The sequence below is a fragment of the Argonema galeatum A003/A1 genome, from assembly GCF_023333595.1.
Taxonomy (GTDB): Bacteria; Cyanobacteriota; Cyanobacteriia; order Cyanobacteriales; family Aerosakkonemataceae; genus Argonema; species Argonema galeatum.
The window spans coordinates 234,122-247,738 of the sequence record NZ_JAIQZM010000002.1; the positions used below are offsets into that span (position 1 = coordinate 234,122).

12 protein-coding genes and 1 pseudogene are annotated in these 13,617 nt (G+C 46.4%); 6 read left to right on the top strand and 7 right to left on the bottom strand.

Translation table 11 applies throughout. The features are described 5' to 3' along the window. Positions 1 to 49 precede the first annotated feature (49 nt). Positions 50 to 1,348 carry a glutamate-1-semialdehyde 2,1-aminomutase gene (gene hemL / locus LAY41_RS04445; RefSeq protein ID WP_249094571.1) on the top strand — a complete coding sequence of 433 codons (1,299 nt, stop codon included), beginning with the start codon at positions 50 to 52 and terminating at the stop codon, positions 1,346 to 1,348. 297 nt (positions 1,349 to 1,645) lie between these two features. Here hemL and LAY41_RS04450 read toward each other — a convergent pair. From LAY41_RS04450 to ebsA, 6 genes and pseudogenes are all read right to left on the bottom strand, one after another. Beyond that, a pseudogene (locus tag LAY41_RS04450) lies at positions 1,646 to 1,771 on the bottom strand (YidH family protein); the annotation flags it as partial. Between the two features lie 10 nt (positions 1,772 to 1,781). Then, positions 1,782 to 2,273 carry a YajQ family cyclic di-GMP-binding protein gene (locus tag LAY41_RS04455; protein WP_249094575.1) on the bottom strand — a complete coding sequence of 164 codons (492 nt, stop codon included), beginning with the start codon at positions 2,271 to 2,273 and terminating at the stop codon, positions 1,782 to 1,784. Positions 2,274 to 2,368: 95 nt separating this feature from the next. Further along, a complete protein-coding gene (locus LAY41_RS04460) occupies positions 2,369 to 2,794 on the bottom strand; it encodes an MAPEG family protein (protein WP_249094577.1) in 426 nt (141 codons plus the stop codon). Between the two features lie 248 nt (positions 2,795 to 3,042). After that, the gene (locus LAY41_RS04465; RefSeq protein WP_249094580.1) at positions 3,043 to 3,546 is read right to left on the bottom strand and encodes a DNA recombination-mediator protein A; all 504 of its coding nucleotides are present in this window, start codon (positions 3,544 to 3,546) and stop codon (positions 3,043 to 3,045) included. A gap of 44 nt (positions 3,547 to 3,590) precedes the next feature. Then, complete coding sequence (locus tag LAY41_RS04470) at positions 3,591 to 4,682, bottom strand: phosphotransacetylase family protein (protein WP_249094583.1); 1,092 nt, start codon at positions 4,680 to 4,682, stop codon at positions 3,591 to 3,593. Positions 4,683 to 4,724: 42 nt separating this feature from the next. Further along, entirely contained in the window at positions 4,725 to 5,099 is a 375-nt protein-coding gene (gene ebsA / locus LAY41_RS04475; RefSeq protein ID WP_249094585.1) for a type IV pilus biogenesis protein EbsA, read from the bottom strand. 172 nt (positions 5,100 to 5,271) lie between these two features. On the opposite strand from ebsA, the gene LAY41_RS04480 reads away from it, so the two are divergent. From LAY41_RS04480 to LAY41_RS04490, 3 genes are all read left to right on the top strand, one after another. Then, positions 5,272 to 6,246, top strand: a complete 975-nt coding sequence (locus LAY41_RS04480; RefSeq protein WP_249094588.1) for a radical SAM protein — start codon at positions 5,272 to 5,274, stop codon at positions 6,244 to 6,246. Next, positions 6,200 to 7,606: a glycosyltransferase family 2 protein gene (locus LAY41_RS04485; RefSeq protein ID WP_249094590.1), complete on the top strand. Its 1,407-nt coding sequence runs from the start codon at positions 6,200 to 6,202 to the stop codon at positions 7,604 to 7,606. The genes LAY41_RS04480 and LAY41_RS04485 overlap by 47 nt, the downstream gene beginning before the upstream one ends. 160 nt (positions 7,607 to 7,766) lie before the next feature. Further along, positions 7,767 to 8,522, top strand: a complete 756-nt coding sequence (locus LAY41_RS04490; RefSeq protein ID WP_249094593.1) for a COG4705 family protein — start codon at positions 7,767 to 7,769, stop codon at positions 8,520 to 8,522. Between the two features lie 274 nt (positions 8,523 to 8,796). On the opposite strand, the gene LAY41_RS04495 is transcribed toward LAY41_RS04490, so the two are convergent. Continuing rightward, entirely contained in the window at positions 8,797 to 10,860 is a 2,064-nt protein-coding gene (locus LAY41_RS04495; protein WP_249094594.1) for a DNA polymerase III subunit gamma/tau, read from the bottom strand. Positions 10,861 to 10,962: 102 nt separating this feature from the next. On the opposite strand from LAY41_RS04495, the gene LAY41_RS04500 reads away from it, so the two are divergent. Continuing rightward, complete coding sequence (locus LAY41_RS04500) at positions 10,963 to 12,222, top strand: Caspase domain-containing protein (RefSeq protein ID WP_249094596.1); 1,260 nt, start codon at positions 10,963 to 10,965, stop codon at positions 12,220 to 12,222. 316 nt (positions 12,223 to 12,538) lie between these two features. Continuing rightward, positions 12,539 to 13,612, top strand: a complete 1,074-nt coding sequence (locus LAY41_RS04505) for a tetratricopeptide repeat protein (protein ID WP_249094599.1) — start codon at positions 12,539 to 12,541, stop codon at positions 13,610 to 13,612. Positions 13,613 to 13,617 lie beyond the last annotated feature (5 nt).

The following is a 13,617-nucleotide window of genomic DNA, read 5'->3' on the forward strand; positions in this document are numbered from 1 at the left end:
AGACCTTTATGTATCAAAGCCAAGATAAAACTCAAGCAAGGAGATAACTTTGGTCACCACTTCTTTTAAAACCACCAAATCAGAAGAGATTTTTGCTGCCGCTCAGAAATTGATGCCGGGAGGCGTCAGCTCACCCGTGCGAGCTTTCAAATCGGTGGGGGGACAACCGATAGTATTCGATCGCGTCAAAGGCGCTTACATCTGGGATATCGATGGCAACCAATACATCGACTACGTTGGCACTTGGGGGCCTGCAATCTGCGGTCATGCCCATCCTGAAGTGATCGAGGCGCTGCACAATGCCCTCGCAAAAGGCACCAGCTTCGGCGCTCCCTCCGTGCTAGAAAACGTCCTAGCTGAAATGGTCATCGATGCCGTTCCCAGCATTGAAATGGTGCGCTTTGTCAACTCCGGCACAGAAGCTTGCATGGCAGTTTCGCGCCTGATGCGAGCCTTCACAGGACGCGACAAAATGATCAAGTTTGAAGGTTGCTACCACGGTCACGCCGATATGTTTTTGGTCAAAGCGGGTTCAGGCGTCGCTACACTAGGCTTACCCGACTCTCCAGGTGTCCCCAAATCGACAACTGTCAATACCCTGACGGCTCCATTCAACAACTTAGAAGCTGTCAAAGCTTTGTTTGAAGAAAACCCCAACGAGATTGCTGGAGTAATTTTGGAACCAGTAGTGGGCAATGCTGGCTTTATACCGCCCGATGCAGGGTTTCTGGAAGGCTTGCGCCTGATTACGCGAGAAAATGGCGCTTTGCTTGTATTTGATGAGGTGATGACCGGCTTTCGGATTGCCTATGGCGGTGCCCAAGAAAAATTTGGCATCACCCCGGACTTGACAACTCTAGGTAAAATCATCGGTGGCGGCTTGCCTGTAGGAGCCTATGGCGGACGTAGAGATATCATGTCGATGGTTGCACCATCCGGGCCGATGTATCAAGCTGGGACGCTTTCCGGTAATCCTCTAGCCATGACTGCTGGGATTAAAACGCTGGAATTGCTGCAAAAATCGGGTACTTATGATTATCTAGACCGGATTACTAAAAAGCTGTCTGATGGTTTGCTGCAAATTGCCAAAGAAAAAGGCCATGCAGCCTGCGGCGGTCAAATCAGCGGTATGTTTGGTTTGTTCTTCACATCTGGCCCCGTCCACAATTATGAGGATGCCAAAAAGTCAGAAACAGCGAAGTTTAGCCGTTTCCATCGCGGTATGTTAGAGCGGGGGATCTACCTTGCACCGTCGCAGTTTGAAGCTGGGTTTACTTCTGTGGCTCATACAGAAGAAGATATCGATCGCACTTTGGCAGCAGCAAGGGAAGTGATGTCTAGTATTTGACGCTTCTAGTTCTGTACTGTAAGACTGGTTCTAAGAATTGGTTTTTGTCAGTAGTCAGTAGTTTGTTGTCAGTTGTTAATATGGACTGACTGCTGACAACAAACTACTGAAACGGCAATCAAAAGGTATTATACTTAGCACGGTCATAGAACGAGCTTTTTTAACCCAGCAGTAGGGGCTCCGCATTCCGGTAAATATCTTTGGGTTCAACCAACAAATTATTACCGGAATGCTTCGCCCCTATAAATCAAAAATAACAGTGCCCGTGCGGAGTATATTTTGTTCTATGTTGCGACTTAAACCAAAGCGAGCGATCGCAAAGCCAAACCCGATCAGAGCAATGGAAGTACGCAACCAAGCCAGAAAAGTACGTTCGTTAGCTTGATGCTCCCGCTGGCGGTCAATTTTTGGCATTCTGCCCATTTTGCCGAAATTAGCGATAGTTTGTGAATTGCAAGTCAACCGGAAAGTCTTCTTGTTTCAATCGCTGAATCACCAATTGCAAGTCATCTTTGGACTTAGCGGAAACTCGAACGGCATCTCCTTGAATCGCGGCTTGTAACTTTTTAAACTCGTCGCGAATCAATTTGGTGATTTGTTTGGCGATTTCCTGACTTATACCCTTTTTGAGTTTGATTTCTTGACGAACCCGATTGCCACTAGCTGATTCAACTTTGCCGTACTCAAAGATTTTCAGGGAAAGATTGCGCTTAGCCGCTTTTGTTTGCAGAATTGTGTGAATAGCGCTCAAAGTAAATTCGCTGTCGGTGTTAACCGTAATCTCCTCTTTCCCTAATTCTACGGTAGTTTTTGTGTCTTTGAGGTCGTAGCGGCTTTGAATTTCTCGTATGGTTTGGTCTACAGTATTGACCAATTCTTGATAGTCGAAGTCGCTAACGATGTCAAATGAATACGTAGAAGCCATAACAAGTTTGGAATTGGTAATTGGTAATTGATAATTTAAAATTTTAGATTTCAAATCTAAAATCTAAAATCTGAAATTTTAAATTACCCTAATGGCTAATTTGTATTAGCTTGCAGCAGACTAAAGATGATTAGAGTAGCAGTGCAAATGCTGCCAATGCCGAACATGAGCGATCGCGCTAGAGGTATGTTCGCAATATAAAAAACCGAGTGTAGCAACCTCGCCACCAAAAATGCTAGAGCAGCTCCCACCGCCACCGACCGATCTACACCAGTCACGTAAGCCATCAGCGCTGCTGCTGCAAACAGCATAAACGCTTCAAACGCATTTTGATGCGCCCAAGTTGCTCTTTGAGCATAGGGAGGCAGTCGATCGAACACCGCTCTGGGAGCCGCTAAAGCTTCTTTTCCCAAGCCCAGACGGGCATAAGCTACCAGCACAAAGGGAGCATAAACTAGAACAGCGGCTATGGCGATACAGTACAAAAAAATAGTAGGCACCGGAAGTTGCGATAGCGTCATTCGATTTTGGATTTTAGATTTTGGCTAATGGAATTGACCCCACGGATGAATCCGGGGCGACAAAACCAATAATTTCAAAGGTCAAACGATTTTGGATTTTGGATTTTAGATTTTGGATTGACCCCACGACTGAACTTTGCCGAGCTACTGAAACCTTTTTGGTTTTCGGTCAAATCGACTTGACAAATTGCAAATTGAAGAATTGGAATTTGCAAACTCTCAAATCTGTTAGCACAGCGACGCATATACTAATCAAAGTAAAACAAAGTCACTAATTTTCGTTGATCTTCGGCATCTTTACAGGTTTGTAGCAGCGTGCGGCTGTCATGAAAAGCAAAGGAAATCAGCTGCTGGCACCTAGATACAATTTCCTGATTGCAGAGGGCGCTAGCTTCACCCAGAGATAGATGATCGTTTTCTGGCTTTTCCACCAAGTGCATCACCTGTTCGAGCTGCTGGCGCGATTCTAGGGGCTGACGCTCTAGACTTTGGGGCAGGATTACCGTTAATAACTTCGCATCAGCCCGCATTGCTCCCCTTATGGCAGCCGCATTAGTGCCCGTAGCACCAGAGGTGATCAGCAGATTGCCGGATAAAACCAAGGCATAGCTCATCATCTCTATTAAGTGCTGATGGGTAATGGGAACGTGGCGCGATCCTAACAGAGCAATACGCTTGGAACCCGTTTGCTGGATCGTCGCTAGTTCTTGGACTAATTCATCGACTTTTGGCAACTCTATCGCTTGATTCAAGGACGGTTTGAGACTTAACAACCTTGATATTTTAACAGACTGAGTTACGGTAGCGTCACAGCAGACTTTAGTCCCAGTTTGCCTATTAACCGATCGATGTCAAAGTGTTCTGCCATTAACTGGCGCACGCACTGCACTTTGATCGGTTCTTGCAGGCGCACCTGACCGAAAGCGTGGTTGATGATTTCTACCGTTGTGAGGGTATCCAGGTCTACTGACAAAATCGGAATCTCTAAATCTTCAGCACGAGTGAGGATAAAGTCGGGCGGGGGTACGTGCCCGGTTAAGATCAGACACTGGGTGGAGGTTTCTAGAGCTGCCAACTGGATATCCGCGCGATCGCCACCAGTAACCACTGCCATATTCCTGCCTTTGCGGAAGTACTTCAAGGCCGAATTTACATTCATCGCACCAATTGTCAGGCTTTCCACCATCAGATCCAAACGGTCCTTACGACAGATCACCTCAGCATTCAGTTGGTGTACCAGTTCTCTGACGCTGACACTGCGTAGCAAAGCACTCCGGGGTAGAATTCCCAACAGGGGAATATTCCGCCCCTCCAAAAATGGCTTAATCTCTGTTTGAGCCATTTCCAGCTGATTGGCGGGAACATCGTTTAGCAAAACGCCCAGCAAGCGATCGCCCAAGCGCTGCTTTGCTGACAATATCTTATGCACCGATCGCACCGATTCCAAGCGGGCTACCAGCAGAATTGAGGCATCAACCACCTCTGCTACCTCCAGCAAGGACATTTCAAACAGACTGCCCTCATCCAGAGTACCCGGCCCTTCCAGCAACGCCAGTTCTCCACCCTGAACCTGGCGATATTGCTCCAGTTCAAAGCGATAATCAACCGTATCTTGGCCTCCGATCCGTTTAGAGATCGTTGCTTCATCTAGAAATAAAAGCGTTTTCAGCACTCGGTTCTGCGGCAGGTTGAGATTGTCGGCCAAAAACCTGACATCCTCATCTATACCATCGGTGCGGTCATCACTCCAACAGGTTCCCAGCGGCTTACCGTAGGCAATATCCAGTTTTTTTTCCTTTAACTGGTGGGCCAATCCCAAGATGACCGCTGACTTGCCACAATAAGACTCGGTTGACCCAATCAGCAGATATTTAGCAGATTTCGGCACACCCTCACTCCTAATGTTGATTTGTGTAACCCCTAGCCGTTTCTATTCATCCAAGCGCAGCAGCTTACGGTAGAACGCTTTGTTAAAATCGATTGAACGAGAGGTCTTAAAAATCGTTATGACTTCTATTAAGAAGCTAACAAATTCATTATTAGCCAGGGTGATTTCATAACTCAGTTCTGCATTACCATCAAACTGCAAGCGACAGCGGGTAAGATCTGATGGTAGCGCGGCCACATTCCAGGTCGCAACGAAGGGGATACTCTCTCCTCCTTCTATTTTGCGTTTTCCCTCCAAAACCCCTTTTTCATAAAGACTTATAGCCTGGGGTAACAAAGTGCGCTTGTTACCTTGGTAGTAGGGCATATAGACGTTGACTCTCCGGGGGTCGGCTGGTGGCAGTTGATCGACAGTCATGTTCCCTCTTCCTTTTTTCTTGAGCGTCTAGATTCAGATTATGGTAGGATTCGCAAAATTTCTAGTTGGATTTTTGAATGCGTGACTTTTGACTTCCGCGTAGCGTGTCTAGTTGACGATCGATTGCACTCGGCTCGACTATGACAATGGCTAACCTTACTCTAGGGAACCTATGGCACCACTGGTTGCAAATTACTACTTAACATACCGCTGCAACGCTCGCTGTCATTTTTGTGACATTTGGGCTTTAGAACCGCCTAAAGAAGCGGATTTGGATACAATTAGCCAAAATTTAATCGATTTGCGCCGCTTGGGGGTAAAATACATCGATTTCACAGGTGGAGAACCTCTGCTGCGGGCTGAGGTTGCTGAGATATACACCGAGGCAAAACGGCTGGGATTTATAACCAGTATGACGACAAATACAATTCTTTATCCCAGACGAGCGCAGGAAATGCAGGGGTTGATTGACTTCCTGAATTTCTCTTTAGATGGCGGAGATGCCGAAACTCACGACCAGTCAAGGGGGGTCAAGATATTTGACACTTTGGTCGAGTCGGTGGCTATAGCTAAATCCCTTGGCGAGTACCCCGTACTCAACCACACCGTCACCGCTCAAAACTACCAGCGCATTTCAGAGGTAGCCGAACTGGGGCTGCGTTTGGGCGTTCGAGTTTGGCTAAATCCAGCCTTTACAGCCCATAGCAACTACAATTCCAAGAAAAATCCCACCCCCGAAATCGTCCAATCCATAGAATCGGCTGCTAAGCAGTACAACAATCTTGGTTACAATAAGGCAGCATTAGCTTTTATTGAAGCAGGGGGCAATGACACCAATAATCCCCGCTGTAAGGCGGTGGATGCCGTAATAGCTATTTCTCCAGACGACAAGCTTCTTTTGCCTTGCTACCATTTTGCCCAAACGGGCGTTCCGATTAACGGTAGGCTATACGAGCTCTATCGGGAGTCAGAAATAGTGGAAGAATATCGCCAATCTCAGGGCAAACTGTCTGTGTGTGAAGGCTGCACGGTCTGGTGTTACTTGATACCCAGCTTCTTCAAAGGTGTAGACAAATACTGGTGGTTGAATCAACTAACCTATGCCAGCGAATTCCTGGCCCGAAAACAATTCCTACAGCGAGCTTGATGAAATCGGCTCTCTTTTATCCGAGCTGCCTCAGACTTTTGATGAGGCAGCTCAAACACCCCATCCTGGGGATGGGAAACGCAGGCGCAAAGCCGCTGTGCTGCTGACAGTAGTTTGGAGTGGCACGATCGCACTCCATCTATTCTCCTGGGGCACTTGGCTGGTCGTGGGCTTGACCACCCTCATGGGCATTCACGCTATCCGCGTTTTGCGATCGCGCCCTCCTGGCGTAGCCGTACCTTTGTCTGAAGAAACCCAGGATTCTTGGCCTTTTGTCTCTCTGCTGGTGGCGGCTAAAAATGAAGAAGCCGTGATCGGCAAATTGGTCAAGAATATTTGCAATCTCGACTACCCGGTAGATTTATACGAACTCTGGGTGATTGACGATAACAGCACAGACCAAACGCCAATATTGCTCAAGCAGCTAGCTCAGCAATACGAGCAAGTGAAGATATTCCGGCGACAGGCAGGTGCTAGCGGCGGCAAATCTGGAGCCTTGAATCAAGTGCTACCCCTAACTCGCGGCCAAATTATCGCCGTGTTTGACGCCGATGCTCAAGTGCATCCCGATATGCTGCGCCGGGTATTGCCTGTTTTTGAGCAAGAACAGGTGGGTGCGGTGCAGGTACGAAAAGCGATCGCTAACACCGATGCCAATTTCTGGACTCGCGGTCAAGCAGCTGAGATGGCTTTAGATAGCTTCTTTCAACAGCACCGCATTGCGATCGGCGGCATCGGGGAACTACGCGGAAACGGCCAGTTTATTCGCCGTTCTGCCCTAGAACGCTGTGGCGGCTTTAATGAAGAAACCATCACAGACGACCTCGATTTAACCATCCGCTTGCACCTCGATCGATGGGATATTGACTTTCTCATTGAGCCAGCAGTGGAAGAAGAGGGCGTTACTACTGCGATCGCCCTTTGGCATCAACGCAACCGTTGGGCAGAAGGAGGTTATCAGCGCTATTTAGATTATTGGCGTCCCATCCTCCGGAACCGCATGGGCACTGCGAAAACCTGGGATATGTTCATGTTCTGGATCACCCAGTACTTTCTACCCACAGCGGCATTGCCAGACTTTTTGATGTCTTTTGTCCGCAACAGTCTGCCCGTTTTCAGTCCCATCACGGGTCTGATGCTTGCCATGTCCCTGGTAGGTATGTTTAGAGGTCTGCGGCGTATCCATAAAGAGGAAAAACTGACCTTTTCTACGATGTTTTTCACCTTGATTCAGACCCTGCGCGGCACTTTATATATGCTTCACTGGGTGGTGATCATGGCTAGCGCTACCGCTCGAATGTCGGTGCGACCAAAGCGACTAAAGTGGGTTAAAACTGTACATCAAGGAAGTGCGGAATAGGGACTGGGGATTGGGTAATTTCAAATTTAAGATTGCCAATTTAAAATACTTCAATCCCACATTCCCTGCCACATTTTTCTAACTTTTTGAGTTTTTCTCTATATGATGAAGTCATAAGTTCAGATACAGTATGCTAGCCCGAAGACAAGTAGGAGCAATAATGAGCAAACTTCCACAAATAACTGCCTTTTTCTGGATCATGAAAATATGTGCCACCACTCTGGGAGAAACGGCAGGAGATCTTTTATCGATGACGCTGAATGTGGGCTATGCGGTTAGCTCTATGATATTGATTGGAGTATTTTTAGCTACTCTTGTGACTCAATTGATATGGAAAAGCTATAACCCATTACTTTATTGGACTGTCATCCTTTCAACCAGCACAGCTGGTACAACGATCTCAGATTACATGGATCGCACTTTAGGGCTGGGCTATGCTGCGGGGACTACGATTTTAGTGAGCCTTCTATTGGCTATTTTGGCGTTCTGGCGATTCAGTGTTGGGTCTCTATCTGTTAATAACGTCACAACGCCTAAAGTTGAATTGCTTTATTGGATTACAATTCTATTTTCAAATACTTTGGGTACTGCCTTGGGTGATTTCCTAGCCGATTCTTCTGGACTTGGATTTGCAGGAGGAGCGCTCCTAATTTCTGGTTTGCTTGCCCTAGTATTGGCCGCGCATTATTTTACTCAAATTTCCCAAGTCATGTTGTTTTGGATTGCGTTTGTCTTAACCCGACCATTTGGTGCAACACTGGGGGATGTTCTTACAAAAGCACATGAGAAAGGTGGCCTCGGTTATGGTACTATCGGCTCATCTATAGTCCTTTTATCAATACTTGGAGTCTGTATCTTGTTCACAACTCTAAGGCAGAGAAGACTAACCGTGGCTGGATCTTCTAACGATGAATGACATTATGCCCATTTAGAATAAATCGAAATTCTAGAAAAAATGGTTCTTTGAAGTCAAATATGCTGATTTTGACACGGCATAATAAAAATTTTGGTTATAGCAAAATTTTTATTATGCCGTGTCCCTACAAAAATGTTCATCAGGAACATTAACATAATACAGAGCCTTTCAGATGAGTGAGGTACATAGAAACCCGGTTTCTTCAAGAAACCGGGTTTCTGGACTGTACTTCATCCAACTGCAAGCCGGTGTAATTCCAAAATATCGCCCATTCTCAGAAATCTTCCTCTTCATCTGTCTCCAATTCAGGTAAGGTATCACTCCTATTTAATGGCGGTTGTTGCTTAATTGGAGATAGAGCAAGTTTTATATCTTCCGTCAATTCGATAATTTCGCCATTGAAAAAATGGGCCAGACGCTGGGCTGCGATCGCGACATTGGTGCTGTCCCCGATCGCCATTTCATCAACCCGCCGCTCCCAAGTCGCTGTAGGGTTATCTGAAACGGGAGGGCTTATTGGTGGTGGCGATGGCGTAATTTCTGCGGGATGGTTTGGATCTGCTATTATCTTCTGAGATTCAACTTTTGGCGGTGATGGTGCAATTGTCGTAGCTGGTGGCGAAGTCAAAGTTTTTGGACTGCTAGCACCCGACTTACCAGGATCGGAACGATCTGTAGGGGTTTGTAACTGGTTTGCAGAAGTATTCTGAGTCTCGATCGAATGTCCTACTACCAAACGTACCTTGACTGGACAATTGAAGGCTTTCTGAAAACCAGCTTCAATAGCGGGCAATTTTTGTTTAGCCGCATCCAGTAATTGCTTAGTACTCATACCGATCAGAGCTTGTTGATTATTATAACTTAGCAAGCGTCCGTGTTGACGGAGCAGCGGTTTAGCCAACGGCGAATCGAGATGGAAAATAACTTTTTCCCAAATCTCATTTATTGACATTTCATTCAATGTCTCTTCAGATTGTTTGGGAACAACATCGTCTGATTGAGAAATATCAATATTATATTTATTAGCCGGTGGATTAGGTACTTCCTCCAAAACTGGATTAGTATCCTCTTTATTAAGTGTTAGATTTTCTGGTTGGACAGGTGGATGGGCAGAAATTGGATCTGATTTTTCTGGCGTTTTTGTTGGTTGATTATGGGAAAAGGTAGAATTTACATTTGGATTAATTGCCGGAGTTGACAGCGGTTTATAGGTTGGCTGACTGCTAATTTCTGTCGGGCGCATCCCTTCTCGCAAAGTTGGCAATAAGCTCAATAGCGTCACCTCTAACCACAGGCGCGGCTGAGTTGTATTTTTAATTTGAAATTCGCTATCTTTGAGATACTTTTGTCCAGCTAAAATATCGTTAATTTCCAAAGCTTTAAAATTACATAGTGCTTTCCAAGTAGTTTCTGTCACAGCAACTAAATCTGGACGGTTGGGTGCGCTTTTAGCTATTAGTAAATCGCGGTACAAACCTGCTAAATTCTGCAATACAATTAGAGGTTCTCGCCCTCGATCCATTAAGCGTCGGCTAATGTCTATCACATCTGTAGAGTTGTTGTCAGCGATCGCACTCAGCAAACTCATCAAATCTTGTTCTGGAACCACCCCCACCAAATCCCAAACTTTTTCTACCGTTACCCGATCGGATGATAAACTGAGTTGATCGAGGGTACTTTCTGCATCTCTCAGTCCCCCTTGGGCAATTTGGGCAACGAGAGTAATTGCATCATCGCTAATATTGATATTTTCTTTATTCGCAATATCCCGCAGATGGTTTACCATCGCGTCTAGGGGTATGCGCCGGAAATCAAAACGCTGACAGCGAGAAATAATTGTCGGTAATACTTTTTGAGGGTCAGTTGTTGCCAAGACAAATATAACTTGTTCTGGCGGTTCTTCTAATGTTTTTAATAAGGCGTTAAATGCGGCAGTGCTGAGCATATGACATTCATCAATAATATAAACCTTATAGCGACACTGCATCGGGGCAAATTGAGCCCGTTCGATTAATTCTCTAATATTGTCAACGCCTGTATTGCTGGCGGCGTCAATTTCAATTACGTCTAAAGCTGAACCTTTTGTGACTTCCTGGCAGATATTGCAGATTCCGCATGGTGTTTTCGTGGGAACTTTGCTAGAAATACAGTTGAGGGATTTAGCCAAAATTCTGGCACTGGAAGTTTTGCCGGTGCCTCTGGGCCCGGTAAACAAGTAAGCTGGAGCAATATGTTCTTGTTCGATCGCATTTATTAAGGTAGTTGCGATCGCATCTTGACCCACCAAATCCTTGAAAGTCTGAGGGCGGTATTTGTGGTGTAAGGGTTCGTAGGGCATGACAATTAAGATATTTAAAGAAAAACAGCATCAAAGCGTTAAAATCCGTTAATGGGTCATTGCTGCCAAAAAAATGATTTAGGAAGCGCAATATAAATTACCATGCAGTATTTTTCACGCCATCGCCACCTCATTACTAATTTAGCCCTGGGGACATTTATAGGCTGGCAACTCCCGGCCATAAATCCCAACAGTGTTGGAGTAAATGCACAAGTAGCAGCCACTTGTCAAGGGCAGAAACAAAATCAAGCCCAACAGGAGAAAACAAATTTTTTGGCGTTCGGCGGTGGCCCAGCGCGGGAAGCGAACGAAATTGCGATCGAAAAGAACATTCTTTACTTTCAGCGTACTTTAAGCGCAATGGGCTACAATCCCGCCTCGGCGTCCACCTTCTTTGCCAACGGCAATGACGGACAGGCGACAGTTCGCTATCTCGATCCCACAGGACAACAGCAATTTAAAGTGCCACAGATTCCCAATCTCAAGGGTGCATCAACTATGGCCAACTTGGAGCGTTCCATTCAGGATCTGAGTAAGAACCCTAAATCTATTTTCCTCTACTTCACAGGACATGGCATTCCCAATCCCGAAGATATAGATAACAATGCCTTCATGCTCTGGAATAAGGAGTTGCTGACGGTGCAGCAGTTTGCCACTATGCTAGACTCCTTGCCCGATCGGACACCTGTCGTCACCATGATGAGTCAGTGCTTCGCAGGCTCATTCGCTAATTTTATCTACCAAGGGGGCGATCCCAAACGTCCAGTTGCCCTGCAAACCCGTTGCGGCTTCTTCGCCACCGTGAAAACTCGCCCTTCTGTGGGCTGTACGCCTGCTGTGAACGAAGCCGACTATCGCGATTACAGTTCCAGCTTCTTTGCCGGGTTAAGCGGGCGCAGTCGCACAGGTCAGCCAGTCTCCTCTGCTGACTATAACAAAGATGGGCGGGTTTCCTACGCGGAAGCCCACGCTTTTGCTAAGGTAGACGAGAAAACTACGGATTGGCCTATTTCCACTTCTGAGGCTTGGCTGCAAAATCAGGCTGACAAAATGACTCAGCAGGCGATCCTGAGTCGTCCTATGGCGGAACTTTTGCAAGCAGCTCGCCCGGAACAAAGTTATGCGGTCAATTCGATCGCCAAAATGTTTGACTTCAATCTGCAAAAGTCATTGCTGGCAAACATCCAAGGACTCGATCGCAGCAAAATCGAGACAGAAGAACAAAAGGCTTATATCATCCGTCTGGGGATGGAATTAACGAATATCGGTATGGAAAAGCAAATCCGTAGTTCGGAAAATAGCCTTGCGATCGCAACCCTTGATAAGTTAATCAAATGCGAAAGTAGTTCTTGGAAGCAGTAGTAATGGGCGGCAGAGGGGCAGGGTGGCAGAGGGGCAGAGGGGCGCTTGTGCAGAGGGGCAGAGGGGAAAAAGAATTATAGATAATTTTCTAGCGGTAAGGAAGTAACTAAGGATGCCGTGAAGTCTCGTAGATTTGTACGGATGGATAGAGGTTTGTACAGAAGTAGATGAAGTTGCGATCGAGCTACAATGCCCCTTGAACTTCGGCTTTAATGGAAACACAGTCGCTTCGTTGCGTTGAGCTATAAATACTGTCTTAACATATCTGACTATGGCGATAAAATCTGGTAAATAAGGTAAAGCGGGGATGCGAAAAATGAAAGGGCGGTTTTGGCGATATGCCTACAGTACGCTGAGGCGAATGCTAAGGAGGTGGTTTCGGCGTTCCGGCATCGGCAAAAAGTCCCAACCGACAAAATCTACCAAGCAATTAGAAACTGGGCCTCTAAATGATGCCGACTATGAATATTTTTTCATGCAGCTACTGGAAGGGGTCGATCATGGTTGGCGTCAGGAACAGGTTTTGAGAGTTTTTGAGGCGTTAGCTGAGCGTACCACAGTTGAACAATGGATCGCGTGGCTGCGTGGTTTTGGTGAAAAGCTGCTGACTTCCCCTACCCCAAATCATCAGTTAGCCAATGGGATGGTGCATTTAGGTGAGGTTGGTTGCGGCGAGTTTGGCGAAATTGCCAAGGAAATCGGTGTAAAGTTACTCGCACGCTCTCCCCATTCATACCAAGCGAATAACTCTTTCGTGGATACAGGTGACCCCCAAGAGGCACAAGCATGGTTCCACCAAGGTATTCAGCGATTTAATAATGGAGATTTTCAAGAAGCGATCGCTTCTTATGACAAGGCTTTAGCAATTTTACCAGACGCCCACGAAGTCTGGTATAACCGAGCTAACGCCTTGTTTAAATTAGCACGCACTCAGGATGCGATCGCTAGCTACGACAAAGCTTTGCAATACAAGCAGGACAAATCCGATGCCTGGAATAATCGTGGTAACGCCTTGTTTAAGTTAGGATCTGCGGAAGATGCGATATTAAGCTACGACAAAGCATTAGAAATTGAACCAAACTATCAGCAAGCTTGGTACAACCGAGGTGTGGCGCTGGGGAACGTGGGACGCCTGGAAGATGCTTTAGCTTCTTATGACAAAGCTGTGGCGATCGAACCCAAAGATGATCAAGCTTGGTTTAATCGAGGTTTGGTGCTGGGAAACTTAGGACGCCTGGAAGATGCTCTAGCCAGTTGGGACAAAGCCTTGGAATTGAAATCCGATCGCTACGAAGCCTGGTATAATCGCAGCGTAGCGCTGAGTAACTTAGGCCGCAACGATGAGGCTCTAGCTAGCTGGAACAAAGCTCAAGCTCTCAAACCAAGCTAAAGCAA

Bases quoted from the DNA above. Each gene is read 5' to 3' on its own strand.
- LAY41_RS04480 (WP_249094588.1), top strand. From the start codon at position 5,272: ATGGCACCACTGGTTGCAAATTACTACTTAACATACCGCTGCAACGCT.
- LAY41_RS04490 (WP_249094593.1), top strand. From the start codon at position 7,767: ATGAGCAAACTTCCACAAATAACTGCCTTTTTCTGGATCATGAAAATA.
- LAY41_RS04455 (WP_249094575.1), bottom strand. From the start codon at position 2,273: ATGGCTTCTACGTATTCATTTGACATCGTTAGCGACTTCGACTATCAA.
- LAY41_RS04500 (WP_249094596.1), top strand. From the start codon at position 10,963: ATGCAGTATTTTTCACGCCATCGCCACCTCATTACTAATTTAGCCCTG.
- LAY41_RS04460 (WP_249094577.1), bottom strand. From the start codon at position 2,794: ATGACGCTATCGCAACTTCCGGTGCCTACTATTTTTTTGTACTGTATC.
- ebsA (WP_249094585.1), bottom strand. From the start codon at position 5,099: ATGACTGTCGATCAACTGCCACCAGCCGACCCCCGGAGAGTCAACGTC.
- LAY41_RS04495 (WP_249094594.1), bottom strand. From the start codon at position 10,860: ATGCCCTACGAACCCTTACACCACAAATACCGCCCTCAGACTTTCAAG.
- LAY41_RS04485 (WP_249094590.1), top strand. From the start codon at position 6,200: ATGCCAGCGAATTCCTGGCCCGAAAACAATTCCTACAGCGAGCTTGAT.
- LAY41_RS04505 (WP_249094599.1), top strand. From the start codon at position 12,539: ATGAAAGGGCGGTTTTGGCGATATGCCTACAGTACGCTGAGGCGAATG.